We start from the raw sequence: 26154 nt of genomic DNA, 5'->3' as shown, positions 1-26154 counted from the left end.
CAAGATGGTCTACCCTCATTTCAGACGTCTGAAACAGGGGGGGTTTTTCATGCTCGCGCAACTTCCACCGGCCTTACAGAATCTGCAATTACCCTTGCGCCTGCGGCTCTGGGATGGCCATGAGTTCAATCTTGGGCCGGAGCCCAGCGTCACCATCGTGGTCAAGGACCCGCAACTGGTCGCGCAATTCACCCATCCCAGCCTTGACGCGCTGGGGGGCGCCTTTGTCGAGGGCAAGCTGGAACTCGAAGGTTCCATCAGCGAAGTCATCCGGGTCTGCGACGAGCTGAGCCAGGCCCTGCTGGATGAGGACGGCGACAATCAGCCGGTGCGCACCCTGCACGACAAGGCCACGGACGCGGCAGCCATTTCCTACCACTACGATCTTTCCAACGCCTTCTACCAACTGTGGCTCGACAGTGACATGGCCTACTCCTGCGCCTATTTCGAGACGGGCAGCGAGTCCCTGGAGCAGGCCCAGCAAGCCAAGTTCCGTCATCTGTGCCGCAAGCTGCGCCTGCAACCGGGGGACTACCTGCTGGACGTCGGCTGTGGCTGGGGCGGACTGGCCCGCTACGCTGCCCGCGAGTTCGGCGCCAGGGTCTTTGGCATCACCCTGAGCAAGGAGCAACTGGCCCTGGCGCGGGAGCGGGTGAGTGCCGAGGGCCTGGACGATCTGGTGGAACTGCAGCTGCTGGACTACCGCGATCTGCCCCAGGATGGCCGCTTCGACAAGGTGGTCAGCGTCGGCATGTTCGAACACGTCGGCCACGCCAACCTGGCGCAGTATTGCCGGACCCTGTTCAACGCGGTGCGCGAAGGCGGCCTGGTGATGAACCATGGGATCACCGCCAAGCATATCGATGGACGCCCCGTGGGCCGGGGCGCCGGTGACTTCATCGAGCGTTACGTGTTCCCCAATGGCGAGCTGCCGCACCTGGCGATGATCTCCGCGCAGATCAGCGACGCCGGGCTGGAGATCGTCGATGTCGAAAGCCTGCGTCTGCATTACGCCCGCACCCTGGACCACTGGAGTGAGCGCCTGGAAGACAACCTGGAGGCCGCCGCCCGACAGGTTCCCGAGCAGGCGCTACGGATCTGGCGGTTGTACCTGGCGGGTTGCGCCTATGCGTTCGCCAGGGGCTGGATCAACCTGCACCAGATCCTCGCGGTCAAGGCTCATGCCGATGGCAGCCATGAGTTGCCCTGGACCCGCGACGACCTCTACCACCCTTAGGCCGACCCTGAGCGACGACTTACAGAATCGGTGAAATCAGCCGCGCGACCCGCATGCCCAGTTGTTGCAGGCGGTGGGTCTGGCGGCTTTCTTCCTTGGCGATTTCCCGGGCCTTGGCGAAGTCGGCCTTGAGCATGTCCTCGACCTCGGTGGCGAAATCGTCATCCACGGTCAGCAACATCACTTCGAAATTCAGGCGGAAGGAGCGGTTGTCCAGGTTGGCGCTGCCAATGGCGCTGATCTCGTTGTCGATCAACACCACTTTCTGATGCAGGAACCCCGGCTGATAACGGAAGACCCGGACCCCGGCGCGCACTGCCTCGAAGGCATAGAGACTGGAGGCGGCGTAGACGATGCGATGGTCCGGGCGCGCCGGCAGCAGGATGCGCACGTCCACACCACGCAGCACCGCCAGGCGCAGGGCGGCGAACACCGCCTCGTCGGGAATGAAGTACGGGCTGGTGATCCACACCCGTTCGCTGGCGGCGTGGATCGCCTCGACGAAGAACAGCGAGCAGGTTTCGTAGGCATCCGCCGGACCGCTGGCCAGCAATTGGCAGAGCACGCCGCCGTCGGGGTAGGCGTCCGGCAGGATCAGCGGTGGCAGCTGCCGCGCGGCCCAGAACCAGTCTTCGGCGAAGGACTCCTGCAGGCAGGCCACCACCGGGCCGCTGACCTGCACGTGGGTATCGCGCCAGGGGGCCAGGGGCGGTTTCTCGCCCAGGTATTCGTCACCGACGTTGTGTCCGCCGACAAACCCCAGCATGCCGTCCACCACCACGATCTTGCGGTGGTTGCGAAAGTTCACCTGAAAGCGATTGAGCCAGCCGCTGCGGGTGGCGAAGGCGTGTACCTGAACCCCGGCTTCGCGCAGGGTCTGCACGTAGCTGGCGGGCAGGGAATGGCTGCCGATGCCGTCGTAGAGCAGGTGGATCGACACCCCTTCGGCGGCCTTTTCCAGTAGCAGGCGTTGCAGGCGCCGGCCCAACTGGTCGTCGTGAATGATGAAGAACTGGATCAGCACTGCCGTATGGGAACGGCGGATGGCATTGAAGATCGCTTCGAAAGTGGCATCGCCATTGACCAGCAGGCGCAGCTGATTGTTGGCCAGGCACGGCATGCGACCGAGCTTGGGCATGGCGCGCAACGAGGCATAGGCCTGGGAGGCCCGGGCGGTCAGGGCTTCTTCGACCCAGGGGCGCCAGTTCAGCTCATTGATGGCCTTGTGCATTTCCACGTTGGCCTGGCGCCGGGCCTTGATGTAGGCGTCGAAGGTGCTGCGGCCGAACACCAGGTAGGGGATGAGGGTCAGGTAGGGCATGAACATCAGTGACAGGGCCCAGGCAATGGCGCCTTGGGCGGTCCTGACGGTGAACACCGCGTGGATCGCGGCGATCAGCCCGAGAAAATGCAGCAGCGCGATGAGATAGCCAAAGATGTGCGGGCCAAAATAATCCATGGGGCAGCCTTGCTCCTGAAGAATTCAATGCCTAACAGACCATGTTCCACAGCGAATGTCGCTATTTTATTCTGCATGCAACGCCGTGCCTTGCTTGAAGTCTAACGGCCACTACTGTCTAGGAGTCATTCGATGAAACTTCGTTTACTGGGTTGGGCGTTGGCGGCGGGAATGGCGCTGCCACTGGCGGCGCAGGCGCAGATGCTGCAACCGGGCTTGTGGGAACTGACCAGCAGCAACATGAAGGTCGATGACCAGAACCTGCCGGATCTGTCGCTGATCCTCGGCCAGTTGCAGCAGCAGATGACCCCGCAGCAACGGGCCATGCTGGAGAAACAGGGCGTGACCATGGGCGGCAAGGGCATTCGCGTGTGCCTGACGCCGGATCAGGTCAAGTCCGATACCATCCCGCTGCAGGACCCGCAGTCGGGCTGCCGGCAGCAGGTCACCGAGCGCAACGGCAACCAGTGGAAGTTTCGTTTCAGTTGTCCCAAGGCCCAGGGCAGTGGGGTAGCCAGGTTCATCAGTGATCGCGAGTTCACCACCAATGTGATCGGCACTTTCAATGCCACCGGCCTGCAGCAGAAGGGCAGCATGGACACCCGCGCCGTGTGGCTCGGCCAGGACTGCGGCACGGTCAAGCCCCGGGCTTCCTGATCCTGCCCGGTAGCCGGTTGGCCGACACCCGCCCGACATCTGGAACCGGGTCCTGGCCGACCAGCCGGGCCCACGCTAGACCATGCGCTGCAGCGCCTGCTCCAGGGTCAGCTGCCCCAGGTCTTCGCCCTTGCGGCTGCGCAGGCTGACGTAGCCTCCGGCTTGCTCCTTGTCCCCTATCACCAGCAGATAAGGCACTTTCTGCAGGCTGTGCTCGCGGATCTTGTAGCCGATCTTTTCGTTGCGCAGGTCGGCACTGGCCCGCAGCCCATGCCGGCGCAGGCGCTCGGCGATGGCCTGGGCATGGTTCGCCTGGGCCGCGCTGATGTTCAGCACCGCCACCTGCTGCGGTGCCAGCCACAGGGGCAGGGCGCCGCCATGGTGCTCAAGGAGAATGCCGATAAAGCGTTCCAGGGAACCGAACAGCGCGCGGTGCAGCATCACCGGTTGCCGGCGTTCGCCGTGGTCGTCGACGTAGCTGATGGCAAAGCGCTCGGGCAGGTTGAGGTCCACTTGCAGGGTGCCGCACTGCCAGTCGCGGCCGATGGCGTCGCGCAGCACGAACTCCAGTTTCGGGCCGTAGAAGGCGCCTTCCCCCGGGTTGAGCCGATAGTCGATCCGCATGCTTTGCAGGGCGCCGACCAGGGCGCTTTCCAGCTGATCCCAGACCTCGTCGCTGCCGATGCGATTGGCCGGGCGGGTGGACAGCTTCACCGCCACTTCGTCGAAACCGAACTCCTTGTAGATGTCGAACACCAGGGCGATGGTGCGGGCGCATTCGTCCTGCATCTGTTGCGCGGTGCAGAAGATGTGGGCGTCGTCCTGGGTGAAGTGGCGCACCCGCAGCAAGCCGTGCAGTGCCCCCGAAGGTTCGTAGCGATGGACCTTGCCGAACTCGGCGATGCGCAGGGGCAGGTCGCGGTAGCTCTTCAAACCCTGGCCGAAGATGGCCACCGCGCCGGGGCAGTTCATCGGCTTGAGGGCGAAGGTGCGCTGGTCCTCGGTGCTGGTGGTGAACATGTGGTCGCGGTAGTTCTGCCAGTGCCCGGAGGTTTCCCAGAGGCTGCGGTCCATCACGTCCGGGGTGTTCACTTCCTGGTAGCCGGCCTGTTCCTGGCGCTGGCGCATGTAGCCGATCAACTGCTGGAACAGGGTCCAGCCCTTGGCGTGCCAGAACACTGAACCTGGCGCGCAGTCGTCGAAGTGGAACAGGTCCAGTTGCTGGCCCAGCTTGCGGTGGTCGCGCTTGGCGGCCTGTTCCTGGCGAACCAGATAGGCGTCCAGATCCTGGCGAGTGGCCCAGCAGGTGCCGTAGATCCGTTGCAACGGCGCGTTGTTGGCGTCGCCGCGCCAATAGGCCCCGGCCACCTTGGTCAGCTTGAACGCCCGTAACTGACCGGTGCTGCGCACGTGGGGGCCGCGGCACAGGTCTTCGAAATCGCCCTGACGGTACAGCGACAGCACGGCCTCCTGAGGCAGATCGCGGATCAGTTCGACCTTGTAGTGCTCGCCCTGCGCGGCGAAGTGTTGCAGCGCCTGCTCCCGGGACAGCTCGCGGCGGTGCAGGCGGTGGTTGGTGGCGGCCAGGCTGTGCATGCGCGCCTCGATCAGGTCCAGATCCTCGGGAGTGAAAGGGCGCTCGTAGGCGAAGTCGTAGAAGAAACCGTCCTCGATGACCGGGCCGATGGTGACCTGAGCCGAGGGGTACAACTGCTTCACCGCCATGGCCAGCAGGTGGGCGCAGGAGTGACGCAGGATTTGCAGGCCATCGGCATCGCTGGCGGTGACGATGCTCAGGTGGGTGTCGCTGTGCAACAGGTAGTCACAGTCCACCAGCCGGCCGTCGACCCGTCCGGCCACGGCGGCTTTGGCCAGGCCGCTGCCAATGCTGGCGGCCACCTCGAACACGGACAACGGCTGGTCGTACTCACGGCACGCGCCATCAGGCAGGGTGATGCGGATCATCTTCGGTGGTCCTTGGGCTGCGGATTTCGGTGAACGTGACCGAGCGTTTCGCTAATACGTGACCGGTGCTTCCACCCCGGTTGCGCGGGTTCTGGATTGTAATCGCATCGGTCACGATGCGGCTTGTTCCTCGGCTTTTTTTCGGCGCAGCGACTCGCCTTTCATCGTCAGTCGGTAGGCGTTGTGCACCAGGCGGTCGAGGATGGCATCGGCCAGGGTCGGGTCGTTGATCCAGCCGTGCCAGTGCTCGATGGGCAGTTGGCTCGTCAGGATGGTGGAGCGGCTGCCAGCGCGGTCGTCGATCACCTCCAGCAGGTCATGCCGGGCTCCTTCCTCCAGCGGGGCTAGCGCCCAGTCGTCCAGCACCAGGACGTCGACCTTTGCCAGCTGTTGCAGGGTACGGCCGAAGCTGCCGTCGCCATGAGCGATGCGCAGTTGTTCCAGCAGGCGCGGGGTGCGCAGGTACAGGGTGCTATAGCCCTGGCGGCAGGCCTGGTTGCCCAGGGCGCAGGCCAGCCAGGTTTTGCCGGCACCGGTCGGGCCGGTCAGCAGCAGGTTGTGCTGCTGGCGGATCCAGTCGCCACTGGCCAGGGTGGCGATCAGACGCTCGTCCAGGGCGCGTCCGGTGCGGCGGTCGAGATCTTCCAGGCAGGCGTTGGCGTACTTGAGCTTGGCCTTCTTGCGCAGCCGTACCAGGCGCTGGTTGTCACGCCAGGCCAGTTCGCGGTCGAGCAGTAGGCCGAGGCGTTCATCGAAGCTCAGGCTGTGGCTGGCCGGCAGCGTCCATTGCTCTTCCAGGGCGCGGGCCATGCCGTCCAGGCGTAGCTGGTGCAGTTGATTCAGGGTGTGTTGCGGCATCATCGAACAGCTCCTGTTGCGGGGGTTGGTAGTAGTCGGCGCCACGGACGTTCTCGTGGTCGCCGGGTAAGGTCGTTTCGGCGGCACGCTGGGGCAGCGGCTGTTGATCCAGGCCTTGCTGGAGCAGGTTGCGCACGCTGCGCCCGGTGAAGGCGCGCAGGTGTACGGCACGTTCGGCAGCGGCTTCCAGGCGTGCATTGCCATAGCGCCGGGCCAGCGAGAGCAGGCCGAGGCAGGCGCGGTAGCCCATCTCCGGGTGCGGCTTGTGGGTCAGTTGGTGATCGATCAGTTGGCGCGTGTAGGGGCCGATCCGCGCGCCCCAGTCGAGCAGGCGTTGTGGCGTCCATTCGCGATGCGCCTGGTGCGCCGCGGGCATGTGCTCGCGCTGGGTACTGTAAGCGCCGCGTCGCCCCAGCAGCAGGTGGCTGGCCACCCGCCGGTTGCCATGCAGCACTTCCAGGGTGTGTGCCGTCAGTCGCACGTCCACGTTCTGCCGGGCCAGGGCGGAGGGCACGCTGTAGAAGCTGCCATTGACCTCGATGTGGTAGTCGATGCTGACCTTGCAGCGCTTGAAGGTGGCGACCTCGTAGGGATGCACCGGCAGCGCTCGCAAGGCCGGGCGATCCAGGCGCTCGAACCAGTCGCGCCGGCAGCCATCGAGCCGCTTGAACGGGCGCCGATTCAGATCCTCCAGCAGCTCGGCGATGGCCTGGTTAAGCGCATGCAGGCTGAAGAACTGCCGATGGCGCAGCCGCGCCATGATCCAGCGCTCGACCACCTGCACCGCCACCTCGGCCTTGGCCTTGTCCTGAGGCTTGCGTGGCCGTGCCGGCAGGATCACCGTCTGGTAATGACGCGCGCACTCCAGCGTGGCCCGGTTCAGGCCCGGCTCGTAGCGATCCGGCTGGGCGACCAGGGCGCGCGGATTGTCCGGCACAACCATTTCCGGCACGCCGCCAAAGTAGGTCAGAGCCTGGCCCAGCGAGGTCAGCCAGTCCACCTGGGTTTCGCCTGGCGTCGCGCAGGCATAGGTGTAATTCGAGGCGCCCAGGGCGGCGACGAAGATGTGCGCCCGGCGCACTTCGCCGGTGGCCGGGTCGACCACCGGCAGCGTCGGCCCGGCATAGTCGATGAATAGCTTCTCGCCCGCACGGTGCAGCTGACGCATCGAACGTTTGAGCGTCTGGGCGTAGCGCCGGTAGTGCTCGACGAACTGGGTGTAGCGGTAGGTCGGCTGGCCCGCATGCGCGGCGAGATATTCCTCCCACAGCAGCTGCAAGGTCACGCCCTTGCGTCGCAACTCGCGGTGGATGCTCAGCACATCGGGCAGCACTCGCTCACCGCGCGGCTTGTTCGTCGACGTCGGTGCAAACAAGGCGGCCGCCAGCGCGGCCTCGTCCATGGCCACCAGCGCCGGCCAGTCCAGCCCGGCCACCCGCGCCGCCGCGATGTACTTGCTAACCACGCCCTTGGACAGCTGCAAGGCACGGGCAATCTTCTCGTGGGACAAGCCGGCCTCAAACTTGAGGCGCAGACATTCTTTGATGTTTCGCATGGCTACTCGCGGCGCCGCCATCTTCCTCTCCCGAAATCGGTCGAGGATGGCGGCGCATCAGGTCATGCGCAACGAAGGGGAAGGCTTTCGCTAAGTCGTGACCGGCGATTTCGGTAAGCCGTGACCACCTGTTTCGGAACAGGCGGAAAATCGGTCACGTTGCTACCGAAATGAGCGGTCACGCGTTAGCGAAATGACCGGTCACGATCAACCGAAACGGCCGGTCACGGTGCTCCGAAATCCGCATTGGGCTGGCTGGGGGATCAGCGATCGAAGCGCAGGGGCAGGCCCTGACAGTGGTCGTACAGGCGACCCTGGTGCCAGGCGAGCTGGCCGGACACCAGGGTGGTGGCGACGCTATGGCGAAAGCGCCGGCCGGCGAACGGCGTCCAGCCGCATTGGGCCAGGATCGGCTGGCGGTCCACGGCCAGCCCTTCGGGCTCGGGACGGATCAGCACCAGATCGGCCCAGTAGCCTTCGCGCAGGTAGCCGCGGTCGGGAATGGCGAACAGATCGGCCACCCGGTGGCTGGTCTTTTCCACCAGGGTGGTCAGCGGCAGGACTCGGTCCGCCACCAGCTCCAGCAGTGCGGGTAGTGCGTGTTGCACCAGCGGCAGGCCCGCCGGCGCGCGGGTGTAGGGCTGCTGCTTCTGCTCCCAGGTGTGAGGCGCGTGGTCGCTGCCGATGACGTCCAGGCGCTGGCTGTTCAGGGCCTGGCGCAAGGCGTCGCGATCGGCCTGGGTCTTGATCGCCGGGTTGCATTTGATCAGGTGGCCGAGGCGCGGATAGTCGCGGTCATCGAACAGCAGGTGGTGCAGGCAGACTTCGGCGGTGATGCGCTTTTGCGCCAGGGGCCGGTCCTCGAACAGGGCCAGTTCCCGGGCGCTGGTCAAGTGCAGCACGTGCAGGCGGGTGCCGTGTTTCTTCGCCAGGGCTACCGCCAGGGACGAGGAGCGGTAGCAGGCCTCGGCGTCGCGAATGCGCGGGTGGGCGGCGGCGGGAATCTGTTCGCCGTAGAGTTGCTGCCAGCGTTGTTGCGCGAGCTGGATGCTCGGGGTGTGTTCGCAGTGGGCCAGGAGCAGGGTGGGCACCTGGCGAAACAGGCGGTCCAGCACCTCGGGATCGTCCACCAGCAGGTTGCCGGTGGAGGCCCCCATGAACACCTTGACCCCGGCGACCTGGGTCGGGTCCAGAGCGGCGACGGTGTCCAGGTTGTCGTTGCTGACGCCGAAGTGAAAGCCGTAGTTGGCCACCGAGGCCACCGCTGCGCGGCGTTTCTTGTCGGCCAGGGCGGCCAGGGTCAAGGTTGCCGGCGAGGTGTTGGGCATGTCCATGAAGCTGGTGATGCCACCGGCCACGGCGGCGCGCGACTCGCTATGGATGCTGCCTTTTTCCGGGGCCCCGGGATCGCGAAAGTGCACCTGGTCGTCGATCATGCCCGGCAGCAGCCACTGGCCCTGGGCGTCGATTTCCAGGTCGGCGCTGAGGTGGTCGAGGCTGCCGATGGTGTCGATGCGCCCATGGCTGACCAGCAGGTCGGCGTCGAACTCGCGACCTTCGTTCACCAGTCGGGCATTGCGGATAAGGATTCGGCTCATGGTCAGAACTCGTTCTGCAGGGCCTTGTAGCCGCGCACCAGATCGATGTTGGTGCGGGCCACGTCTTCGGAAAACTCCGCAGCACTGATGCTCACCGGAGGGAACTGCGCCAGGTCGGTCTTGGGGCCGATGCGGGTGGTGGAGGGCACATAGAAGCCCGGCGGCAGGTCGCGACCGTCCACCACCGAGTTGTGCCGGACCACGCTGCCGTCGCCCACCTCGCAGTTGAACAGCACGCTGTTGAAGCCGATGAATACCCGGTCGCCGACCACGCAGGGGCCGTGGACGATTGAGCGGTGGGCGATGGAGGTGTGCTGGCCGATGGTCACCGCCGCGCCGGATTTGGAGTGGATCACCACGCCGTCCTGGATGTTCGAGTTGGCACCGATGGTGATGGCCTGCATCTGGCCGCTGGCGTCCACTTCATCGGCGCGGATCACCGCGTAGGGGCCGACGAACACGTTTTCGCCGATCACCACCTTGCCGCAGATGATGGCGGTCTTGTCGACGTAGGCGGATTCAGCGATCACCGGCAGGTCGCCGGAAGGGTTTTTACGGATCATGGCGCGAGTCCTTCAAGGGGGAACTGATGACTTCCACCGCGCCATCGCGAATGGCGTTGTAGAAACAGTTGGGGCGGCCGGTGTGGCAGGCCGGGCCGTGCTGATCCACCTGCAGCAGTACGGCGTCGCCATCGCAGTCCAGGCGCGCCTCGATCAGGCGCTGGCGGTGGCCCGAGCTTTCGCCCTTGCGCCACAGGCACTGGCGCGAGCGCGACCAGTAGCAGACCTGGCCGCTGGCCAGGGTTTCGGCCAGGGCCCGGCGGTTCATCCAGGCCAGCATCAGCACCTCGCCGCTGTCGTGTTGCTGGGCGATGGCGGCGATCAGGCCGTCGCTGTTCCAGGGCAGGGCATCGAGCACCGCGGTCAGTGGCCAGCGACTGCCTAGGGCAGCGCTTTCCAGGTCCAGCAGCGATAGCGCAGGGCGTTGGATCATGGTTGGCTCAGGGCGTCGTACAGGGTGTTGAGGTTGGATTCGAACAGCCCGATGAAGCTGCTGGCCGGGCCGCTGGCCGCCAGGGCATCGGAATACAGGGTGCCGCCGATGTGGGCGCCGCTTTCCTCGGCGATCTGCTGGAGCAGGCGCGGGTTCTTGATGTTTTCCATGAACACCGCCTTGACCTTGGCATTGCGGATCTGGGTGATCAGCGCCGCGACTTCGGCGGCCGAGGGTTCGCGTTCGGTGGACAGGCCCTGGGGCGCCATGAACTCGATGCCGTAGGCCTGGCCCAGGTAGCCGAAGGCGTCGTGGGAGGTGACGAGCTTGCGGTTGCCCGCAGGCAGGGCGCCGAGCTTGGCCTTGGCTTCGGCCAGCAGGCGGTAGATCTGTTGCAGGTAGGCCTGGCTGTTGCGCAGGTAGTCGGCCTGATGGGCCGGGTCCGCGGCGATCAGCGCCCGGGTGATGTTGTGCACATAGAGTTCGCTGTTGGCCAGGTTGTGCCAGGCGTGCGGGTCGGGAATCTGTTCACCGTCCTCGTCCAGGGTGCGTGGAATCACCCCGCGACTGGCGGTGATCACCGGTGTATTGCTGGCAGAGCTGGCCACCAGGCGATCCAGCCAGGGTTCGAAACCCAGGCCATTCTTGATGATCAGCCGGGCCTGGAGCAGAGCCTTGGCATCGTCCGGCGTAGGTTCGTAGGTATGAGCATCCTCGTCGGCGCCCACCAGGTTGGTGATCTGTACATGCTCGCCGCCGACCTGGCGGGTCAGGTCGGCGAGGATGCTGAAGCTGGTCACCACGGCCAGCTTGTCTGCGGCCTGGGCCGTGGACCAGGACAATGGCAGCAGCAGGCTGAACAGCACGAGAAGAGCGCGCATCGGGAAACACCTCATGGGGATGTGAGCAAGGGCGGGCGGTACAGCAGGCCGTGCACCGGACCGAACACCACGGACAGCAGGTACAGGCAGCCGGCCACCAGGACGATGGCCGGGCCGCTGGGCAACGAGTAATGGAACGACAGCAACAGGCCGAGCCAGACCGACAGGCAGCCGAGCAGGGCGGCGATGCCCAGCAGCCTCGGCAGGCGCCGGCTCCAGAAGCGCGCGGCGGCGGCCGGCAGCATCATCAGGCCGACCACCATCAGCGCACCGATGGCCTGGAACCCCATCACCAGATTGAGCACCACCAGGGTCAGGAACAGGCCATGGGCCAGGGGACCCAGGCGGCTGACGCTGTGCAGGAACAGCGGGTCGAGGGTGTCCAGCAACAGGGCTCTGTAGATCAGGGCCAGGGCCAGCAGGCTGAAGGTCGAAACCAGGAGCATGGCGTCGAGGGTCGGCTCGTCCACCGCCAGGGCCGAGCCGAACAGCAGGTGCAACAGGTCCAGGCGTTTGCCCGCCAGCCCGAGTATCAGCACGCCGCTGGCCAGGGAAATGGGGTAGATCGCGGCGATGCTGGCGTCTTCCCGCAGGCCGGTGCGGCGGGTGATCCAGGCGGCCAGCCCGGCCATGCCCAGGCCGGCGCCAAGCCCGCCGAGGGTCAGGGCCGGCAGGCTGAGGCCGGCGAACCAGAAGCCCAGGGCTGCACCGGGAAGGATGCCGTGGGCCACCGCGTCGCCGATCAGGCTCATGCGCCGCAGGATCAGAAACACCCCCAGAGGCGCGATGCTGCAGGCCAGGACCAGACCGCCGAGCAGAGCCCGGCGCATGAACAGGAACTCGCTGAAGGGTTGCCAGAAATGCGCGGCGAACTGCATCAAGCCACCTGCGTCTGCAGGGGCTGGGCAATCAGTTCGCGGCTTGGCGCGTACAGGCAGCCGGTGCTTCTGATCAGCAGGGTCTGGGGGATGTGCTGGCGCACCGCGGCCAGGTCATGGCAGACCAGCAGCAAGGTCCGGCCCTGGGCATGCCAGGCGTGCAACTGCTGCCAGAGCAGGGCCTGGCCCGCTTCGTCGAGGGCGGCGTGGGGTTCGTCCAGAAACAGCAGGGGGGCTTCGGTGAGACTCATCCGTGCCAGCAGCGCGCGCTGCAGTTCGCCGCCGGAGAGTGCCATCAATGGACGCTGTTCCAGGCCGCTCAGGTGCCAGTCGGCGAGGGCGGTTCGCAGTTTGTCCCGACGAGTCCTGGCCGGCTCGTGCTTGCCCCAGAACCCGGCGGCCACCAGCTCTTCGAGGCTGATGGGAAATTGCCGGTCCAGCTGTTGCTGTTGCGCTAAGAACGCCAGGCCACCTCGTCGCGGGATCGCCAGTTCGACCTTGCCGGCCAACGGCTTTTGCAGGCCGGCCAGGACTTTCAGCAGACTGGTCTTGCCCGAACCATTGGCGCCGATCACCGCGCTCAGGCTGCCTGTGGGCAGGTGCAGATCCAGCGGCGGGGTCAATGGTTGGCCCGGCGCGCCCCAGAGCAAAGCTTGGCAGCGCAGCATCAGACCTCCCAGTTCCAGCGACTTTCCGCCACTGCATCATGGGCGTGCAGGCTTTCGGCATGCACCACCCGCAAGTGGAAGGCGTTGACGCCGGGGGAGCGGCGCAGCGCCTGATTCAGGCGGCGGGCGGCGTCTTCGCAGAACATCAGGTTCTGTCCGTTGGCCAGGGCAAAGGCTTGCTCGTCGGCGCGTTTGACCGCGGTCTGCACGGCGGTGCCCAGGGCGCTTTCCGCGTCGTTGATCAGCGCAATCAGTGGCAATTCATCGAGGAAATCGTCTAGGCGCAGGCGCAATTCGGCGGTGCTGCGTTGACTGTGGGGCGTGGCGACTATGCCTTGGGTCGAACCGAGCCAGGCCAGGACATCAGCGTGCTGCAGTGGCCGGTTGGCGAAGTCCTCGACGAATTGCTGTTGGATCAGCTGTCGGGAAAGGGCGGCCGAGCAAGGGCAGGTGGAGGAATAAGGCACGTCGATTTTTAGTTCCACGTGGAACATCGCGTTTTTCAGGCGTGCCTCGATGCTCAGCGGATAACGCTTCCAACCGGTCAATGGGCTGACCAGGGCCGGGCGTTTGAGCAGCAGATCGAAGTGAAGGCGCAGGTAGGCGCTGTGGGCCAGGCCATCATGGCTATCGAGAAAACGCTGCAATACCCGATGTAACAGCGCCGGGTTGAGGTTTTCCTGTTCGAGCATTTCCAGGGCCAGGTACAGGCGCGACATATGAATGCCTCGCGCTTCGCCATCGTCGAGGCTGACGCCGGCATCGGCCTTGGCAGCGGTTCGCTGGCCGTCGATCACTACAGGTAAGGCAATACCGCACATGCCCACCCATTCCAGGGGCAAGGCTTGGCGTGAGGCCTGCGCGGCGATATCCGGCAGAGTCAGCGCGTTCATGGACAGGTCCGTCGTGGGAAATAATTCGACATGTTATATTATAACAATACGTCCGGTGGGAAGTTTTTCCGCGACGGTCGTTCATCCTGCCTTGTGAGTACGGACGCTCCTTTTTTGCGGTATTTGCCATGCACAGACGTCAATTGCTCAACCTGCTGTTGGCCGGTACGGCCCTGATGTTTCCCTGGAGTGTTAGCGCCGCGCAGATTCGCCATGCCCGGCTGTGGAACTCGGCGGACAAAGTGCGCCTGGTGCTCGATCTGAGCGGGCCGGTGCAATACAAAACCTTCAGCCTCAGCGCCCCGGAGCGTCTGATCATCGACGTCAGCAGCGCTCGCCTGGGGGGCGACTTCAGCCAGCTGAACCTGGCCGACACACCGATCCGCGCAATCCGCTCCGGGCCTTTTGGCCAGGGCGACACGCGGATCGTCCTTGACCTGACTCAACCGCTGCAGCTCAACAGCTTTCTCCTGCCACCCCAGGATGGGCAGGGGCACCGACTGGTGCTGGACCTGTCCGCCCCCGGCAAGGCAGCGTTGCCGATCGCTGCGGCCAGCGCGCCTTTGGTCAAATCCCAGGCGGCGCCGGGCAAGCCGCATCCCAAGCGCGACATCATCGTGGTGGTGGACCCCGGTCATGGCGGCAAGGACCCGGGCGCGGTCGGGGCCAAGGGCGAGCGGGAGAAGGATGTGGTGCTGGCCATCGCCCGCTTGCTGGCCAAACGGCTCAAACGCGAGAAGGGTTTCGACGTGAAGCTGGTCCGCAACGACGACTTCTTCGTGCCGCTGCGCAAGCGCGTGGAGATAGCCCGCAAGCATCAGGCCGACCTGTTCATCTCGGTGCATGCCGACGCGGCGCCGCGCCTGACCGCGTCCGGTGCTTCGGTGTACGCCCTGTCCGAAGGCGGCGCGACATCGGCCACCGCGCGTTTGATGGCGCAGCGGGAAAACGGCGCCGACCTGCTGGGGGCGAACACGCTGCTCAACCTCAAGGACAAGGACCCGATGCTGGCGGGGGTGATCGTGGACATGTCGATGAACGCCACTATCGCCGCCAGCCTGCAATTGGGCAGTACCGTGCTGGAGAGCCTGTCGGGGATCACCACCTTGCACCAGAAGCGTGTGGAGCAGGCGGGTTTTGCGGTGCTCAAGTCACCGGACGTACCGTCGATCCTGGTGGAGACCGGCTTCATCTCCAACAGCCGCGACAGCCAGCGGCTGGTCACCGCGCGGCACCAGCAGGCGCTTGCCGATGGCCTGTTCAACGGCCTGCAACGCTACTTCGAGAAGAATCCGCCGGCCAACAGCTACCTGGCCTGGCTGCAGGAAACCAGGAACACCCGCCCCGTGTAGGAGCCGGCTTGCCGGCGAACCGGTCGTTGCGTGTTGTGCCGTCCCTGAGGGCGCTTTCGCTGGCAAGCCAGCTCCTGCGAAAGGGGTGAGAAAGAGGGGCTAGCAACCACTGATGCGGCTGCAGGTGAACTGGCCGCGGCTGCCGCCGGAGCTGGAGAAACGGTTGCGGGTGGTCCAGCCCACGCGCTGGCTGTAGCCCACCCAGGCTTCGCCATCGGAAGCCAGGCCGGTGAAGAAGGTCAGTTGGCCGTAGCGGCTGTTGGTCTGCACCCAATAGCGTTTGCCGATCACCTCGAACCCGCGCAAGTAGGTGGTGCTGCCTGCCGTGGCGACGCTGTAGGCATTGCCCAAAGGATCGACGCAGGCCAGCAGGGTGGCGCTGCGGGTGCAGGTGGCCAGAGGGTTGGGTACGGCTGCACCGGCATGGCCGGCAAACGTCAGGATCAGGCTTGAAAGCAGGAGCGGCAGGGCGGGGCGCATGGCGATTCTCGTGGCGGCAGGGCTGCAGCATCGCGCCCTTCGTCGCGGGCGGCAAGGCAGGGTTGGCTAATTTGTGTTGTTATAATATAACATTGAATAAAGCCTGATCCGTGACCTGCCATGACTGAACAAGAGCTCCTCGCCGAACCCCAAGCGCATTACATGAACGACGCCCAACAGGGCTTTTTCCGCGACTTGCTGCTGGCCCAGCGCACTGAGCTGCAGGAACGCATCGCCGCGGAGTTCGATCAACTGCGCGAGCAGGAGCCCCACAGCGACCCCGCCGATATCGGCAGCGCCGAAGAACAGCGGCAGTGGCAACTGCGCCTGCTGGAGCGGGAAAAGAAGCTCCTGGACAAGATCGACGAGGCCCTGGAGCGCCTGGCCCGTGGTGAATACGGCTGGTGCGCCGACACCGGTGAGCCCATTGGCCTGCAGCGCTTGCTGCTGCGGCCCACCGCCACCCTGTGCATCGAAGCCAAAGAACGCCAAGAGCTGCGCGAACGCCACCAACGGGCGCTTTGACCCGCCGCGAACCTGATGAGGAAACACCCATGACCGAGCGTCTTCCCGTTACCGTGCTGTCCGGCTTTCTTGGCGCCGGCAAGAGCACCCTGCTCAATCACGTCCTGCGTAACCGCGACAACCTGCGGGTAGCGGTGATCGTCAACGACATGAGCGAAATCAACATCGACGGCAGCGAAGTGCAGCGCGATGTCAGCCTCAACCGCGCCGAAGAAAAACTGGTGGAGATGAGCAACGGCTGCATCTGCTGCACCCTGCGCGAAGACCTGCTGGAGGAAGTGGGCAAGCTGGCCCGCGACGGGCGTTTCGATTACCTGCTGATCGAGTCCACCGGAATCTCCGAGCCGCTGCCGGTGGCGGAAACCTTCACCTTTCGCGATGAATCCGGCCAGAGCCTGGCGGATATCGCGCGTCTGGACACCATGGTCACTGTGGTCGACGGCAGGAACTTCCTGCTCGACTACCAGGCGGCGGAGAGCCTCGCCAGTCGCGGTGAAACCCTGGGCGAAGAAGACGAGCGTTCGATCACCGACCTGCTGATCGAGCAGGTGGAGTTCGCCGACGTGATCCTGGTCAGCAAGATCGACCTGATCGGCAGCGACGAGCGCGAGGAACTGCTGGCGATCCTGGCGCGGCTCAACGCCCAGGCGGAAATCATCCCCATGGTCATGGGCCAGGTGCCCCTGGCCAAGATCCTCAACACCGGGCGTTTCGACTTCGAACGGGCGGCCCAGGCGCCGGGCTGGCTGCAGGAGCTGCCCGGCGAGCATGTACCGGAAACCCAGGAGTACGGCATCGCTTCCACGGCGTACCGCGCCCGGCGTCCCTTTCATCCGCAGCGCTTCTTCGACTTCATCAACCGGCCCTGGGTCAACGGCAAGCTGCTGCGCTCCAAGGGCTTTTTCTGGCTGGCCAGCAAGTACCAAGAGGCGGGCAGCTGGTCCCAGGCCGGGGGCTTGATGCGCCACGGCTTTGCCGGGCGCTGGTGGCGCTTCGTGCCCAAGCAGCAATGGCCCCAGGACGAGGAAAGCACCGCCGCGATCCTGCACAACTGGACCGCGACCACGGGCGATTGCCGTCAGGAACTGGTGTTCATCGGCCAGAACATCGACTTCGCCCGGCTCTGTGCCGACCTCGACCTGTGCCTGTTGGATGACGAGGAAATGGCCCTGGGTGTCGAGGGCTGGAGCCTGATGACCGACCCTTTCGGTTCCTGGCATGAAGAGGAGGCGGCCTGATGCTGACCCTGAGTTCCCCGGTGACTCCACTGCGCATTCCATTGGCGGCCAAGAGTTTGCTGCGGCCTTGTGCGGTGCCGCTGGTTTCCCGGCGCGCAGCCATTGGCCCGACCCCGGCGGTCCTGGCCGAAGTGCTGGACGATGAGGTCAACCTCGGCCTCTGGCAGCGCCAGTTGCCGGCGCACATCGAGGACTTCGGCCAGTTGCTGTTGTCCCTGAACCAGCCCTTGGCGGAGTCCCTGTCCCTGGAGCTGCCGGACGAGGAGGCCTCACCGAACCTGCAGGGCCTGGCATCGGGTTTCAGTGATTTGCACGGCTATGACGGCTTTATCGCCGACGTTTCCTGGCTGGTCAGCGCCTTTGCCTGCCTGCTGGGCGCCAAGCGCGTGGGCTTGCGCCTGCGGGTTCTGGACAAGGCCATGTGCCCGCGCTTTCACGTCGACCACGTGCCGGTGCGCCTGATCACCACCTACGCCGGGATTGGCAGCCAGTGGTTGCGCGAGGGGGCGATGGATCGCCGCCGGCTGGGGCAGGCGGAGGGCGAGCCCCGGGATCCGGCGCTGATCCAGCAGATCAGCAGCGGCGAGGTGGCGCTGTTCAAGGGCGAGAAGTGGCACGGCAACCAAGGGTTCGGGCTGATCCACCGTTCGCCGCAACCGGCGCCGGGAGAGCGGCGGCTGATCCTCACCCTTGATTGGTTGGGGTGACCCGCGAGCGTTCGCGGGCAAGCCCGCTCCTGCGGTGGTCGGCGGATTTTCGTCACGACGGGGAAGGGCGTAGCATCAGCGCACAAGCTTGCGGAAGTCCTTCCATGCTGCAGAACATTCCCACCCATGTGATCGCCGGCCCGCTTGGCGCCGGCAAGACCAGCCTGATCCGCCACCTGCTGAGCCAGCGTCCGGCCCAAGAGCGCTGGGCGGTGCTGATCAACGAGTTCGGCCAGATCGGCCTGGATGCAGCCTTGCTAACTCGCGATGAAGACGGCATCGCTCTGGGCGAAGTGGCTGGCGGTTGTCTGTGCTGCGTCAATGGCGCGCCGTTTCAGGTCGGGCTTGGGCGGCTGTTGCGCACGGCCCGGCCGGACCGCTTGTTCATCGAGCCTTCCGGCCTGGGTCACCCGGCGCAGTTGCTCAGGCAACTGAGTGTTGCGCCCTGGCAAGGCGTGCTGGCGGTGCAGCCCTGTGTGCTGGTGCTCGATGCCCAGGCCCTGGCCGCCGGCAAGCCGCTGCCCCAGGCCCAGCAGGACGCCCTGGCCAGCGCCGGTTTGCTGGTGCTGAACAAGGACGAACTGCTCAGCGACAGCGATCGGTTGCGGGTACTGGAGCAACTGCCGGACCTGCCGCTGTTCTGGACCCGCCACGCCGCCTTGCCCCTGGCCGAGTTGCCGGGCCTGGAAGTCAGCGCCGGGGCGGCGCTGGAGCAACTGGATATTCCCCAGGGACTGGCACAGTTACCGGCGTTGTGGAGCGATCCGGCGCAACCGATCTGCCTCAGTCAGTCTCAGCAGGATGGCTGGAGCATTGGCTGGCGCTGGCACCCGAGCCAGCGTTTCGATCTGGTCCGGGTCGAGCACTGGTTGCAGAACCTCGACTGGCGCCGGGCCAAGCTGGTGATCCACAGCGATCAGGGCTGGCGCTCGGGCAACGGGTTGGATAACTCACCGCTGAACTGGCTGCCCAGCGAATGGCGCCGGGATTCGCGCCTGGAGTTGATCTTCAACGCCCCTCAGGACATGGCCGCCCTGCAAGCCAGTCTTGCTGCCTGCCGCCTGTAGGCGCATCTCACTGCTTGAACTTGCGATGCTCTTCGCGCCACTGGCTCAGCTCGATCACCTCGGCGCTGGGCAGTGGCTCCTTGGCCTCGAACGGATAGGGCGCCAGCTCGATATGGGCGCTGTGGGCGCCGAACTGGGTGATGGTCCCGGCGTGGCGGGTTTCGCCGGTCACGGTGAACTCGAAGTTGTAGATCCGCGCCAGGCGCCGGCGACCATTGGCGTCCTTGACCAGGCCGATGCGCTTGAGCGCGACGTTGCCGTCCAGCAGCTCGATATCGAGTCGGGCGCAGTGCTGCTTGACCCGCTCCAGCGCCCGTTCGCGCAGGCCGTGGTTGTGCCACAGCCAGGCGGCGCCGGTCGCCAGCAGCATCAGCACAAAGATGTTTCCAAGGGTCAGCATGAAGGTTTGCTCCAACGAAGTGGCATCAGCTTAACTGCGTCTCCGGTCTGTCGTACAGGCTGCGTTTAGTCGCATACTGCGCGGCTTGAATTCCACCGGTTTTATGGAAAATCCTGCATGAAACGTACGCCCCACCTGCTTGCGATCCAGTCCCATGTGGTTTTCGGCCACGCCGGTAACAGTGCTGCGGTGTTTCCCATGCAGCGGGTCGGGGTGAATGTCTGGCCCCTGAATACCGTACAGTTTTCCAACCACACTCAGTATGGTCACTGGGCCGGAGAAGTGCTGGCGCCGCAGCAGATTCCCGAGCTGGTGGAAGGCATCGCCGCCATCGGTGAGCTGGGCAACTGCGACGCAATTCTCTCCGGCTACCTGGGCAGTGCGGCCCAGGGCCGGGCGATTCTCAGCGGTGTGGCGCGGATCAAGGCGGTCAATCCCAAGGCCCTGTACCTGTGCGACCCGGTGATGGGCCATCCGGAAAAGGGCTGCAGCGTGCCGGCGGAAGTCAGCGACTTCCTGCTGGACGAGGCGGTGGCCATGGCCGACTTGCTGTGCCCCAACCAGTTGGAGCTGGACAGCTTTTGCGGGCGCAAGCCGCAATCGCTGTTCGATTGCCTGGGCATGGCCCGTTCGCTGTTGGAGAAAGGCCCCAAGGCGGTGCTGGTCAAGCACCTGGACTACCCGGGCAAGCTGGCGGAAGGCTTCGAGATGCTACTGGTGACCGCCGAGGGCAGCTGGCACCTGCGGCGTCCGCTGCTGGCGTTTCCGCGGCAGCCGGTGGGCGTGGGTGACCTGACGTCGGGTCTGTTCCTGGCCCGGGTGCTGTTGGGCGACAGCCTGGTGGCGGCGTTCGAGTTCACCGCCGCGGCGGTGCATGAAGTGCTGCTGGAAACCCAGGCCTGCGCCAGCTACGAGCTGGAGCTGGTGCGGGCCCAGGATCGCATTGTCCATCCGCGGGTGCGGTTCGAGGCCACGCCGATCGGTTTCTGATTCAAACGGCGGGCCGCTGCATCAGGCCTGCTCGGAGAACTGCACCGTTGGCGCCGGCTGCCGGAAGCCGCGGGTGTGCGCCGCCAGGTACAGCACGCCCAGGGCGAACCAGGCCAGGCCAATCCCCAGGGTCAGGGCCGAAAGGCTGGTCCACAGCCAGACGATCAGGCCGAAGCCGATCAGCGGCAGTAGGCCGTATTGCAGCAGTCGTGCCCCGGTGCGCGGCTGTCCCTGGCCCAGATGGCTCTTGATCACCGCCAGGTTGACCACCGAAAACGCCACCAGTGCGCCGAAGCTGATCATCGACGCCAGGGTGGTGAGGTCGATGACCACCGCCAGCAAGGACACCAGCGACACCAGGACAATGGCCAGCACCGGGGTCTTGTAGCGCTCGGACAAGGTGCCGAACATTCGCCGCGGCAGGATGCCGTCGCGGCCCATGCTGAACAGGATGCGCGACACCGACGCCTGGGACGCCAGGGCCGAACCGGCGGCGCCGGCCACATAGGTGGCGGTGAATAACATCTCCAGGAAGCGTCCGCCGGCGTGCAGCATCACCTCGCTGGCCGCCGAGTCGGCGTCCTTGAAGCTGCTGCCGGGGAAGGCCAGCTGGCTGGTCATGGCCAGCAGGATGAACAGCAGGCCAGCCCCCAGGGTGGTGATGACGATGGCTCGGGGGATGTCGCGGCGCGGGTCGCGGGTTTCTTCGGCCAGGGTCGATACCGCGTCAAAGCCGAGGAACGACAGGCACAGCACCGCCGCCCCGGCCATCAACGGCAGCAGCCCGCCCTGGCTGCCATCGCCAACCCAGGGCGCGCTCAGGTCCAGGCTCTCGGCCCCGGCCAGCTGACGAATCACCAGGGCCACGAACACCACCACGAACACCATCTGCGCACAGACGATCAGGTTGCTCATGCTCGACACCGAGCCGATGCCGCGAATATTCAGCAGTGTCACCAGGCTGATGGTCGCCACCACGAAGACCCAGGCCGGCACCGCGGGAAAGGCCAGGTTGAGAAACAGACCGATCACCAGGTAGTTGATCATCGGCAGGAACAGGTAATCCAGCAGCAGCGACCAGCCGGCAAGAAAGCCGATCCCCGGCCCGAAACTGAGGCTGGCGTAGGAATAGGCCGAGCCGGCAATCGGGTATTTTTTCACCATGACGCTGTAGGAAAGGGCGGTGAAGAGCATGGCCAAGAGGGTCACTACATAGGCAGCGGCCGTCCTGCCGCCGGTGATCTGGGTGACCACGCCGTAGGTGGTGAAGACGGTCAGCGGGACCATGTAGACCAGGCCGAAGAACACCAGGGCCGGCAGCCCGAGGATGCGCCGCAGGGAGGTGCCTTGGGCACTGTGGGTGAAATCGCTGGGGGTGAGGGTGGGATTGTCGGAGAGTGTATTGGCGCTGGGCATTGTTATTGTTCTCACGCGTTCGTGGGTTCGAAGGCTCCCCAAACGGGGAGTGCGCTTGTGCCTTGCCCAACGATTCTGGCAGCGGTGCCCCTGGGGCATAACTCTCTATGTGGTCAAAAAGGGATGAATGTGGCCATTCGGGATGACCGTAGAAGACTGCCTGAAGCGACAGCGGCAAAGCAGGACGAGCGCGGGAGGCTCTGCAGGGCGTGGTGATGGGACCGTCCGTGGTCCGGCTGAATCAGCGCGTGTGCCTTAAGGTCACGGGCCGTCGGCCTTGATTTCCTGGTAGCGCTTTTCCAGTTCCTGACGGATCTGCCGGCGCTGCTGGGCCTGGATATAGCGACGCTTGCCGTCGGCCGTTTCCGGCTGCAGCGGCGGCACCGGGGCCGGTTTGCGCTGGTCGTCCACCGCCACCATGGTGAAGAAGCAGCTGTTGGTGTGGCGCACCGAGCGTTCGCGAATATTCTCGGTCACCACCTTGATGCCCACCTCCATGGAGGTGTTGCCGGTGTAGTTGACCGAGGCCAGGAAGGTCACCAGTTCGCCGACATGCACCGGCTCGCGGAAGATTACCTGGTCCACCGACAGGGTCACCACGTAGCGACCGGCATAACGGCTGGCGCAGGCGTAGGCGACTTCATCGAGGTACTTGAGCAGGGTGCCGCCGTGCACATTGCCAGAGAAATTGGCCATGTCAGGGGTCATCAATACCGTCATCGACAGCTGGGCGTTTCCGGGTTCCATAGCACGCTCACGGTTCTGGGCAGGGGTTGCTGGAGCACCTCTGCGGGTGCTGGGTTCAAGGTTTTCAAACCATCGATAACGGGACGCCGGGCCAGGCCGCGCCGTCACGCCCTGGTGGATCTGTTTCCTAATATTGCACCGCCTTTCTGCCGGAAGTCGCGGTGTTAACCTGCAAAACACCCGTTCCAGGGCTTTTTCCGACACTCCTTCAGGATTATTCCTACTGCCGATCAGAGCTTTCTAATTAGGCGATCTGCGCCGCCCCGCTTTCAAGGAGAACCCTGGCCATGCATGCCATCAGCTTCATTCAGGACCTGGCCGTGATCATGTTGGTCGCAGGCGTGGTGACCATTCTCTTTCATCGACTCAAGCAACCGGTGGTGCTGGGCTATATCGTCGCCGGCTTCCTCATCGGCCCGCACACGCCGCCCTTCGGCCTGATCCACGATGAGCAGACCATCAAGACCCTGGCCGAGCTGGGGGTGATCTTCCTGATGTTCTGCCTGGGACTGGAGTTCAGCCTGCGCAAGCTGTTCAAGGTGGGGGCCACGGCCTTTATCGCGGCGTTCCTGGAAATCGTCCTGATGATCTGGATCGGCTATGAAATTGGCCGCTGGTTCGACTGGAGCACCATGGATTCGCTGTTCCTCGGGGCGATCCTGGCCATTTCCTCCACCACCATCATCGTCAAGGCGCTCAACGACCTGAAGATGAAGAACGAGCGCTTCGCCCAGCTGATCTTCGGCGTGCTGATCGTCGAGGACATCCTCGGCATCGGCATCATCGCCTTGCTATCGAGCATCGCGGTCAGCGGCACGGTGAGTTCCGGCGAGGTGTTTTCCACGGTCGGCAAGCTCTCGCTGTTCATGATCGTGGCGCTGGTGGTCGGCATTCTGCTGGTGCCGCGCCTGCTGGCCTACGTGGCCAAGTTCGACAGCAACGAGATGCTGCTGATCACCGTGCTGGGGTTGTGTTTCGGCTTCTGCCTGCTGGTGGTCAAGCTGGAGTACAGCATGGTCCTGGGGGCCTTCCTGATTGGCGCGATCATGGCCGAATCCCGTCAGTTGCTGAAGATCGAGCGCTTGATCGAGCCGGTTCGCGATCTGTTCAGCGCGATCTTCTTCGTCGCCATCGGTCTGATGATCGATCCGCAGATCCTCCTGCAATACGCCTGGCCGATTGCGGTGATCACCGTGGCGGTGGTCCTGGGCAAGCTGTTTTCCTGTGGTATGGGGGCCTTTATCGCTGGCAACGACGGCCGAACTTCGTTGCGCGTGGGAATGGGCCTGTCACAGATTGGCGAGTTTTCTTTCATCATCGCCGCCTTGGGCATGACCTTGCAGGTCACCAGCGACTTTCTCTACCCGGTGGCGGTGGCGGTGTCGGCCATGACCACCTTGCTCACGCCCTATCTGATCCGCGCTGCCGATCCTTTGTCGTTGAAGTTGGCGGGGGTTGTGCCCCAGCGCCTTAGCCGGGTGCTGGGGATGTATGGCGAGTGGCTGCGCAGCATCCAGCCACAGGGCGAGGGCGCGCTGCTGGCGTCGATGATTCGCAAGATCCTGCTGCAAGTGGGGGTGAACCTGGCGCTGGTGGTGGCGATCTTCTTTTCCGGCGGTTATTTCGCCAGGCGTATTGGTGCTTACCTGGAGGGCTGGGTCAGTGATCCGAGCTGGCAGAAGGCGTTGATCTGGGGCGCAGCCCTGCTGCTGTCGCTGCCATTCCTGATCGCCGCCTATCGCAAGCTCAAGGCGCTATCGATGCTGCTGGCGGAGATGGGGGTCAAGGCGGAAATGGCCGGGCGCCATACCCAGCGGGTGCGTCGGGTGATCGCCGAGGTGATCCCGATCTTGTCGCTGCTGGTGATCTTTCTGCTGTTGGCGGCGCTGTCGTCGAGCATCCTGCCGACGCTGGAGTTGCTGGTGCTGATTGCGGTGGTGGCGGCGGCGGTGGCCGCGGTGCTGTGGCGCTGGTTCATCCGTGTGCACACGCGGATGCAGGTGGCGCTGATCGAAACCTTCGATCACAGCAAGGACAACGGCGGGCATTGACCTTGCCGCTCGCCAGCAGGGCGCTGGCGAGCCTGTTCATGCCTGGCGTCGGCTCAGCTTTCCAGCCAGACGTCACGCGCCCAGTGCCACACCGATTCCCAGGATTCCTCGGTGATCAGCTCTTCTTCGCCGGACCACAGCACCACGGTGCCGTCTTCCTCGACGCAGTAGTAATCGTCGCCGTCCTGGCAGATCGGGATCAGCTCGCGCGGCACGCCCATGTCCCAGGCGGTCGCGGCCACTTCCGGCAGGTAGGTGTGGGATTGCGGGTCGGTGACGGTAACCGGCTCCAGGCTGCCGTAAACCACATCGCTGACGGTCAACAGGAACTCTTTGAAGACGAACGGGATATTGATGAACAGCTGTTCCTCAATTTCCACCAGCAGGTCTTCGTCCGGCAGTTCCAGGGGGACGGGTACCGGTTCGTTGGCTTCTCGGAGTTGTTCGATGACTTCTTCCACGGCCTGGGTCCTCTTAGCTCTATGGCGCGGTTGTTTGACGGCGGTTTATACAGTAGCTCGCTGTAAGTGCAATCGTGAAATGCAAAACCCCGACTTGAGTCGGGGTTTTGCCTTACTGCTGTGACAACGGCATGAATCAACCGTTCTGGCGGATACCTGCCACCAGCCATGGCTGGTTGTCGCCCTGGGCACGCTCCATGTTCCAGCTTTCGCTGAACACTTCGCCCTGGTCGAAGCGCGAGGTCTTCGACACACCGCTGAAGGTCAGGGTAGCGATGGTCTTGTCGGCGCGGTCATCCACGCCTTCCAGCTGCACTTGCAGGTTGTCGATGTAGGTGGACTGGAAGCCGTCGCCCAGATCGGCACGTTCCTGCTTGAGGAACTGCAGCATCTGCGGGGTCACGAACTCGGCGATCTTGTCCATTTCATTGGCGTCCCAGTGTTGCTGCAGGGACTGGAAGTGGTTGCGCGCCGCTTCAATGAAGCGTTCTTCGTTGAACCAGGCCGGAGCGTTGATCACCGGACGCGCGGCAGGAGCTGCCGAGCCACCGAAGATCGAGCCGCCAGCCGGTTGCTGAGGTTCGAATGCCTCGCGCTGCATGGGCGCGTGGCCTGCCGGAGCGAACTGCTCCTGCTGCTTGCGACGACGCGCGGCGATGAAGCGGAAGATCACGAAGGCAATGACCGCCATGATCAGGATGTCGAAGATCTGCATGCCCTGGAAGCCGCCGCCCATGAACATGGAGGCCAGCAGGCCACCGGCCGCGATGCCGGCCAGAGGGCCGAGCCAGCGCGAAGCGCCACCGGCCTTGGCCGCGGCACCTGCAGCACCGGCTGCGCCAGCGGTGGCGGCAGCGGCAGGTGCGCCCGGAGTGGCGGGGGCCGCCTGGCGAGCCTGGTGGGTCGGGGCAGCGCCGGCGCTTTTGCCGCCACCGAAGCGCTTGGCGTTGGCGTCGAGGCTCATCGTCAGGCCGATGCACAGCGCCATGGCGATGCTAAGAAAACGTTTCATAAAGGGGGTTCCCATTTGTGGATGGCACGCGCGCCATATTGCACAGGTGAAGTGTCAGTGGCG

At 64.7% G+C, this 26154-nt stretch carries 26 protein-coding genes; 9 read left to right on the top strand and 17 right to left on the bottom strand.

Annotated features, from left to right (window positions below; translation table 11 throughout):
- Nucleotides 1-49: 49 nt before the first annotated feature.
- Entirely contained in the window at nucleotides 50-1237 is a 1188-nt protein-coding gene (gene cfaB / locus BLV47_RS23060; RefSeq protein ID WP_092317932.1) for a C17 cyclopropane fatty acid synthase CfaB, read from the top strand.
- Nucleotides 1238-1256: 19 nt separating this feature from the next.
- On the opposite strand, the gene cls is transcribed toward cfaB, so the two are convergent.
- Nucleotides 1257-2696: a cardiolipin synthase gene (gene cls, locus BLV47_RS23055; protein WP_092317929.1), complete on the bottom strand. Its 1440-nt coding sequence runs from the start codon at nucleotides 2694-2696 to the stop codon at nucleotides 1257-1259.
- A 132-nt stretch (nucleotides 2697-2828) separates the two neighbouring features.
- On the opposite strand from cls, the gene BLV47_RS23050 reads away from it, so the two are divergent.
- Nucleotides 2829-3353: a DUF3617 domain-containing protein gene (locus tag BLV47_RS23050; RefSeq protein ID WP_092317926.1), complete on the top strand. Its 525-nt coding sequence runs from the start codon at nucleotides 2829-2831 to the stop codon at nucleotides 3351-3353.
- 75 nt (nucleotides 3354-3428) lie between these two features.
- On the opposite strand, the gene thrS is transcribed toward BLV47_RS23050, so the two are convergent.
- The 10 genes from thrS to folE2 form a co-directional block, all read right to left on the bottom strand.
- Nucleotides 3429-5318 (bottom strand): threonine--tRNA ligase, encoded by a 1890-nt coding sequence (gene thrS, locus BLV47_RS23045; RefSeq protein ID WP_092317923.1) that lies wholly within the window; start codon nucleotides 5316-5318, stop codon nucleotides 3429-3431.
- Nucleotides 5319-5429: 111 nt separating this feature from the next.
- A complete protein-coding gene (istB, locus tag BLV47_RS23040; RefSeq protein WP_062838242.1) occupies nucleotides 5430-6179 on the bottom strand; it encodes an IS21-like element IS1474 family helper ATPase IstB in 750 nt (249 codons plus the stop codon).
- Complete coding sequence (istA, locus tag BLV47_RS23035) at nucleotides 6067-7752, bottom strand: IS21 family transposase (protein WP_062838241.1); 1686 nt, start codon at nucleotides 7750-7752, stop codon at nucleotides 6067-6069. Before istA ends, istB begins: the two co-directional genes overlap by 113 nt.
- A gap of 242 nt (nucleotides 7753-7994) precedes the next feature.
- Nucleotides 7995-9329: a dihydroorotase gene (locus tag BLV47_RS23030; RefSeq protein WP_092317920.1), complete on the bottom strand. Its 1335-nt coding sequence runs from the start codon at nucleotides 9327-9329 to the stop codon at nucleotides 7995-7997.
- 2 nt (nucleotides 9330-9331) lie between these two features.
- A complete protein-coding gene (locus tag BLV47_RS23025; protein ID WP_092317917.1) occupies nucleotides 9332-9892 on the bottom strand; it encodes a gamma carbonic anhydrase family protein in 561 nt (186 codons plus the stop codon).
- A complete protein-coding gene (gene hisI, locus BLV47_RS23020; protein WP_092317914.1) occupies nucleotides 9882-10325 on the bottom strand; it encodes a phosphoribosyl-AMP cyclohydrolase in 444 nt (147 codons plus the stop codon). The genes BLV47_RS23025 and hisI overlap by 11 nt, the downstream gene beginning before the upstream one ends.
- Complete coding sequence (locus tag BLV47_RS23015; protein WP_092317911.1) at nucleotides 10322-11206, bottom strand: metal ABC transporter substrate-binding protein; 885 nt, start codon at nucleotides 11204-11206, stop codon at nucleotides 10322-10324. Before BLV47_RS23015 ends, hisI begins: the two co-directional genes overlap by 4 nt.
- 11 nt (nucleotides 11207-11217) lie before the next feature.
- Nucleotides 11218-12084: a metal ABC transporter permease gene (locus tag BLV47_RS23010; protein WP_092317909.1), complete on the bottom strand. Its 867-nt coding sequence runs from the start codon at nucleotides 12082-12084 to the stop codon at nucleotides 11218-11220.
- Entirely contained in the window at nucleotides 12084-12752 is a 669-nt protein-coding gene (locus BLV47_RS23005; protein WP_092317906.1) for a metal ABC transporter ATP-binding protein, read from the bottom strand. Before BLV47_RS23005 ends, BLV47_RS23010 begins: the two co-directional genes overlap by 1 nt.
- Complete coding sequence (gene folE2, locus BLV47_RS23000) at nucleotides 12752-13645, bottom strand: GTP cyclohydrolase FolE2 (RefSeq protein ID WP_092317903.1); 894 nt, start codon at nucleotides 13643-13645, stop codon at nucleotides 12752-12754. The genes BLV47_RS23005 and folE2 overlap by 1 nt, the downstream gene beginning before the upstream one ends.
- A gap of 128 nt (nucleotides 13646-13773) precedes the next feature.
- Here folE2 and BLV47_RS22995 point away from each other — a divergent pair, with 128 nt between their 5' ends.
- A complete protein-coding gene (locus BLV47_RS22995; protein ID WP_092317900.1) occupies nucleotides 13774-14997 on the top strand; it encodes an N-acetylmuramoyl-L-alanine amidase in 1224 nt (407 codons plus the stop codon).
- 99 nt (nucleotides 14998-15096) lie between these two features.
- Here the strand turns inward: BLV47_RS22995 and BLV47_RS22990 are convergent, their stop codons facing one another.
- A complete protein-coding gene (locus BLV47_RS22990) occupies nucleotides 15097-15477 on the bottom strand; it encodes a glutamine synthetase (RefSeq protein WP_092317897.1) in 381 nt (126 codons plus the stop codon).
- Nucleotides 15478-15597: 120 nt separating this feature from the next.
- Here BLV47_RS22990 and dksA point away from each other — a divergent pair, with 120 nt between their 5' ends.
- The 4 genes from dksA to BLV47_RS22970 all read left to right on the top strand — a co-directional run bounded on the left by dksA (nucleotide 15598) and on the right by BLV47_RS22970 (nucleotide 19014).
- A complete protein-coding gene (gene dksA, locus BLV47_RS22985; protein ID WP_092317894.1) occupies nucleotides 15598-16002 on the top strand; it encodes an RNA polymerase-binding protein DksA in 405 nt (134 codons plus the stop codon).
- 29 nt (nucleotides 16003-16031) lie between these two features.
- Nucleotides 16032-17240 carry a zinc metallochaperone GTPase ZigA gene (gene zigA / locus BLV47_RS22980; protein ID WP_092317891.1) on the top strand — a complete coding sequence of 403 codons (1209 nt, stop codon included), beginning with the start codon at nucleotides 16032-16034 and terminating at the stop codon, nucleotides 17238-17240.
- Nucleotides 17240-17947 carry a DUF1826 domain-containing protein gene (locus tag BLV47_RS22975; RefSeq protein ID WP_092317888.1) on the top strand — a complete coding sequence of 236 codons (708 nt, stop codon included), beginning with the start codon at nucleotides 17240-17242 and terminating at the stop codon, nucleotides 17945-17947. The genes zigA and BLV47_RS22975 overlap by 1 nt, the downstream gene beginning before the upstream one ends.
- 104 nt (nucleotides 17948-18051) lie before the next feature.
- Nucleotides 18052-19014 carry a CobW family GTP-binding protein gene (locus BLV47_RS22970; RefSeq protein ID WP_092317885.1) on the top strand — a complete coding sequence of 321 codons (963 nt, stop codon included), beginning with the start codon at nucleotides 18052-18054 and terminating at the stop codon, nucleotides 19012-19014.
- A 7-nt stretch (nucleotides 19015-19021) separates the two neighbouring features.
- Here BLV47_RS22970 and BLV47_RS22965 read toward each other — a convergent pair whose 3' ends face one another.
- The gene (locus BLV47_RS22965) at nucleotides 19022-19414 is read right to left on the bottom strand and encodes a DUF3301 domain-containing protein (protein ID WP_092317882.1); all 393 of its coding nucleotides are present in this window, start codon (nucleotides 19412-19414) and stop codon (nucleotides 19022-19024) included.
- A gap of 117 nt (nucleotides 19415-19531) precedes the next feature.
- On the opposite strand from BLV47_RS22965, the gene pdxY reads away from it, so the two are divergent.
- Nucleotides 19532-20404: a pyridoxal kinase PdxY gene (pdxY, locus tag BLV47_RS22960; RefSeq protein ID WP_092317879.1), complete on the top strand. Its 873-nt coding sequence runs from the start codon at nucleotides 19532-19534 to the stop codon at nucleotides 20402-20404.
- Nucleotides 20405-20425: 21 nt separating this feature from the next.
- Here pdxY and BLV47_RS22955 read toward each other — a convergent pair whose 3' ends face one another.
- Together BLV47_RS22955 and BLV47_RS22950 are read right to left on the bottom strand one after the other, a co-directional pair.
- Nucleotides 20426-21820, bottom strand: coding sequence for an APC family permease (locus BLV47_RS22955; RefSeq protein ID WP_092317877.1), 1395 nt, complete (start codon nucleotides 21818-21820; stop codon nucleotides 20426-20428).
- Nucleotides 21821-22081: 261 nt separating this feature from the next.
- Entirely contained in the window at nucleotides 22082-22567 is a 486-nt protein-coding gene (locus BLV47_RS22950) for an acyl-CoA thioesterase (RefSeq protein WP_060841804.1), read from the bottom strand.
- Nucleotides 22568-22854: 287 nt separating this feature from the next.
- Here BLV47_RS22950 and BLV47_RS22945 point away from each other — a divergent pair, with 287 nt between their 5' ends.
- Nucleotides 22855-24618, top strand: coding sequence for a cation:proton antiporter (locus BLV47_RS22945; RefSeq protein WP_092317874.1), 1764 nt, complete (start codon nucleotides 22855-22857; stop codon nucleotides 24616-24618).
- 53 nt (nucleotides 24619-24671) lie between these two features.
- On the opposite strand, the gene BLV47_RS22940 is transcribed toward BLV47_RS22945, so the two are convergent.
- The gene (locus tag BLV47_RS22940) at nucleotides 24672-25079 is read right to left on the bottom strand and encodes an SMI1/KNR4 family protein (RefSeq protein WP_007927598.1); all 408 of its coding nucleotides are present in this window, start codon (nucleotides 25077-25079) and stop codon (nucleotides 24672-24674) included.
- 136 nt (nucleotides 25080-25215) lie between these two features.
- Nucleotides 25216-26091 carry a Tim44 domain-containing protein gene (locus BLV47_RS22935; RefSeq protein WP_092317871.1) on the bottom strand — a complete coding sequence of 292 codons (876 nt, stop codon included), beginning with the start codon at nucleotides 26089-26091 and terminating at the stop codon, nucleotides 25216-25218.
- Nucleotides 26092-26154: the final 63 nt, after the last annotated feature.

It is taken from the genome of Pseudomonas saponiphila, from assembly GCF_900105185.1.
In the GTDB taxonomy this organism is placed as follows: domain Bacteria; phylum Pseudomonadota; class Gammaproteobacteria; order Pseudomonadales; family Pseudomonadaceae; genus Aquipseudomonas; species Aquipseudomonas saponiphila.
Note: the sequence above shows the minus strand (reverse complement) of the source record. Positions and strands in the feature narration are given on the sequence as shown.

Excerpts from the sequence above, each read along its gene's own strand:
- cfaB (WP_092317932.1), top strand. The coding sequence starts at position 50 with ATGCTCGCGCAACTTCCACCGGCCTTACAGAATCTGCAATTACCCTTG.
- cls (WP_092317929.1), bottom strand. The coding sequence starts at position 2,696 with ATGGATTATTTTGGCCCGCACATCTTTGGCTATCTCATCGCGCTGCTG.
- BLV47_RS23050 (WP_092317926.1), top strand. The coding sequence starts at position 2,829 with ATGAAACTTCGTTTACTGGGTTGGGCGTTGGCGGCGGGAATGGCGCTG.
- thrS (WP_092317923.1), bottom strand. The coding sequence starts at position 5,318 with ATGATCCGCATCACCCTGCCTGATGGCGCGTGCCGTGAGTACGACCAG.
- istB (WP_062838242.1), bottom strand. The coding sequence starts at position 6,179 with ATGATGCCGCAACACACCCTGAATCAACTGCACCAGCTACGCCTGGAC.
- istA (WP_062838241.1), bottom strand. The coding sequence starts at position 7,752 with ATGGCGGCGCCGCGAGTAGCCATGCGAAACATCAAAGAATGTCTGCGC.
- BLV47_RS23030 (WP_092317920.1), bottom strand. The coding sequence starts at position 9,329 with ATGAGCCGAATCCTTATCCGCAATGCCCGACTGGTGAACGAAGGTCGC.
- BLV47_RS23025 (WP_092317917.1), bottom strand. The coding sequence starts at position 9,892 with ATGATCCGTAAAAACCCTTCCGGCGACCTGCCGGTGATCGCTGAATCC.
- hisI (WP_092317914.1), bottom strand. The coding sequence starts at position 10,325 with ATGATCCAACGCCCTGCGCTATCGCTGCTGGACCTGGAAAGCGCTGCC.
- BLV47_RS23015 (WP_092317911.1), bottom strand. The coding sequence starts at position 11,206 with ATGCGCGCTCTTCTCGTGCTGTTCAGCCTGCTGCTGCCATTGTCCTGG.
- BLV47_RS23010 (WP_092317909.1), bottom strand. The coding sequence starts at position 12,084 with ATGCAGTTCGCCGCGCATTTCTGGCAACCCTTCAGCGAGTTCCTGTTC.
- BLV47_RS23005 (WP_092317906.1), bottom strand. The coding sequence starts at position 12,752 with ATGCTGCGCTGCCAAGCTTTGCTCTGGGGCGCGCCGGGCCAACCATTG.
- folE2 (WP_092317903.1), bottom strand. The coding sequence starts at position 13,645 with ATGAACGCGCTGACTCTGCCGGATATCGCCGCGCAGGCCTCACGCCAA.
- BLV47_RS22995 (WP_092317900.1), top strand. The coding sequence starts at position 13,774 with ATGCACAGACGTCAATTGCTCAACCTGCTGTTGGCCGGTACGGCCCTG.
- BLV47_RS22990 (WP_092317897.1), bottom strand. The coding sequence starts at position 15,477 with ATGCGCCCCGCCCTGCCGCTCCTGCTTTCAAGCCTGATCCTGACGTTT.
- dksA (WP_092317894.1), top strand. The coding sequence starts at position 15,598 with ATGACTGAACAAGAGCTCCTCGCCGAACCCCAAGCGCATTACATGAAC.
- zigA (WP_092317891.1), top strand. The coding sequence starts at position 16,032 with ATGACCGAGCGTCTTCCCGTTACCGTGCTGTCCGGCTTTCTTGGCGCC.
- BLV47_RS22975 (WP_092317888.1), top strand. The coding sequence starts at position 17,240 with ATGCTGACCCTGAGTTCCCCGGTGACTCCACTGCGCATTCCATTGGCG.
- BLV47_RS22970 (WP_092317885.1), top strand. The coding sequence starts at position 18,052 with ATGCTGCAGAACATTCCCACCCATGTGATCGCCGGCCCGCTTGGCGCC.
- BLV47_RS22965 (WP_092317882.1), bottom strand. The coding sequence starts at position 19,414 with ATGCTGACCCTTGGAAACATCTTTGTGCTGATGCTGCTGGCGACCGGC.
- pdxY (WP_092317879.1), top strand. The coding sequence starts at position 19,532 with ATGAAACGTACGCCCCACCTGCTTGCGATCCAGTCCCATGTGGTTTTC.
- BLV47_RS22955 (WP_092317877.1), bottom strand. The coding sequence starts at position 21,820 with ATGCCCAGCGCCAATACACTCTCCGACAATCCCACCCTCACCCCCAGC.
- BLV47_RS22950 (WP_060841804.1), bottom strand. The coding sequence starts at position 22,567 with ATGGAACCCGGAAACGCCCAGCTGTCGATGACGGTATTGATGACCCCT.
- BLV47_RS22945 (WP_092317874.1), top strand. The coding sequence starts at position 22,855 with ATGCATGCCATCAGCTTCATTCAGGACCTGGCCGTGATCATGTTGGTC.
- BLV47_RS22935 (WP_092317871.1), bottom strand. The coding sequence starts at position 26,091 with ATGAAACGTTTTCTTAGCATCGCCATGGCGCTGTGCATCGGCCTGACG.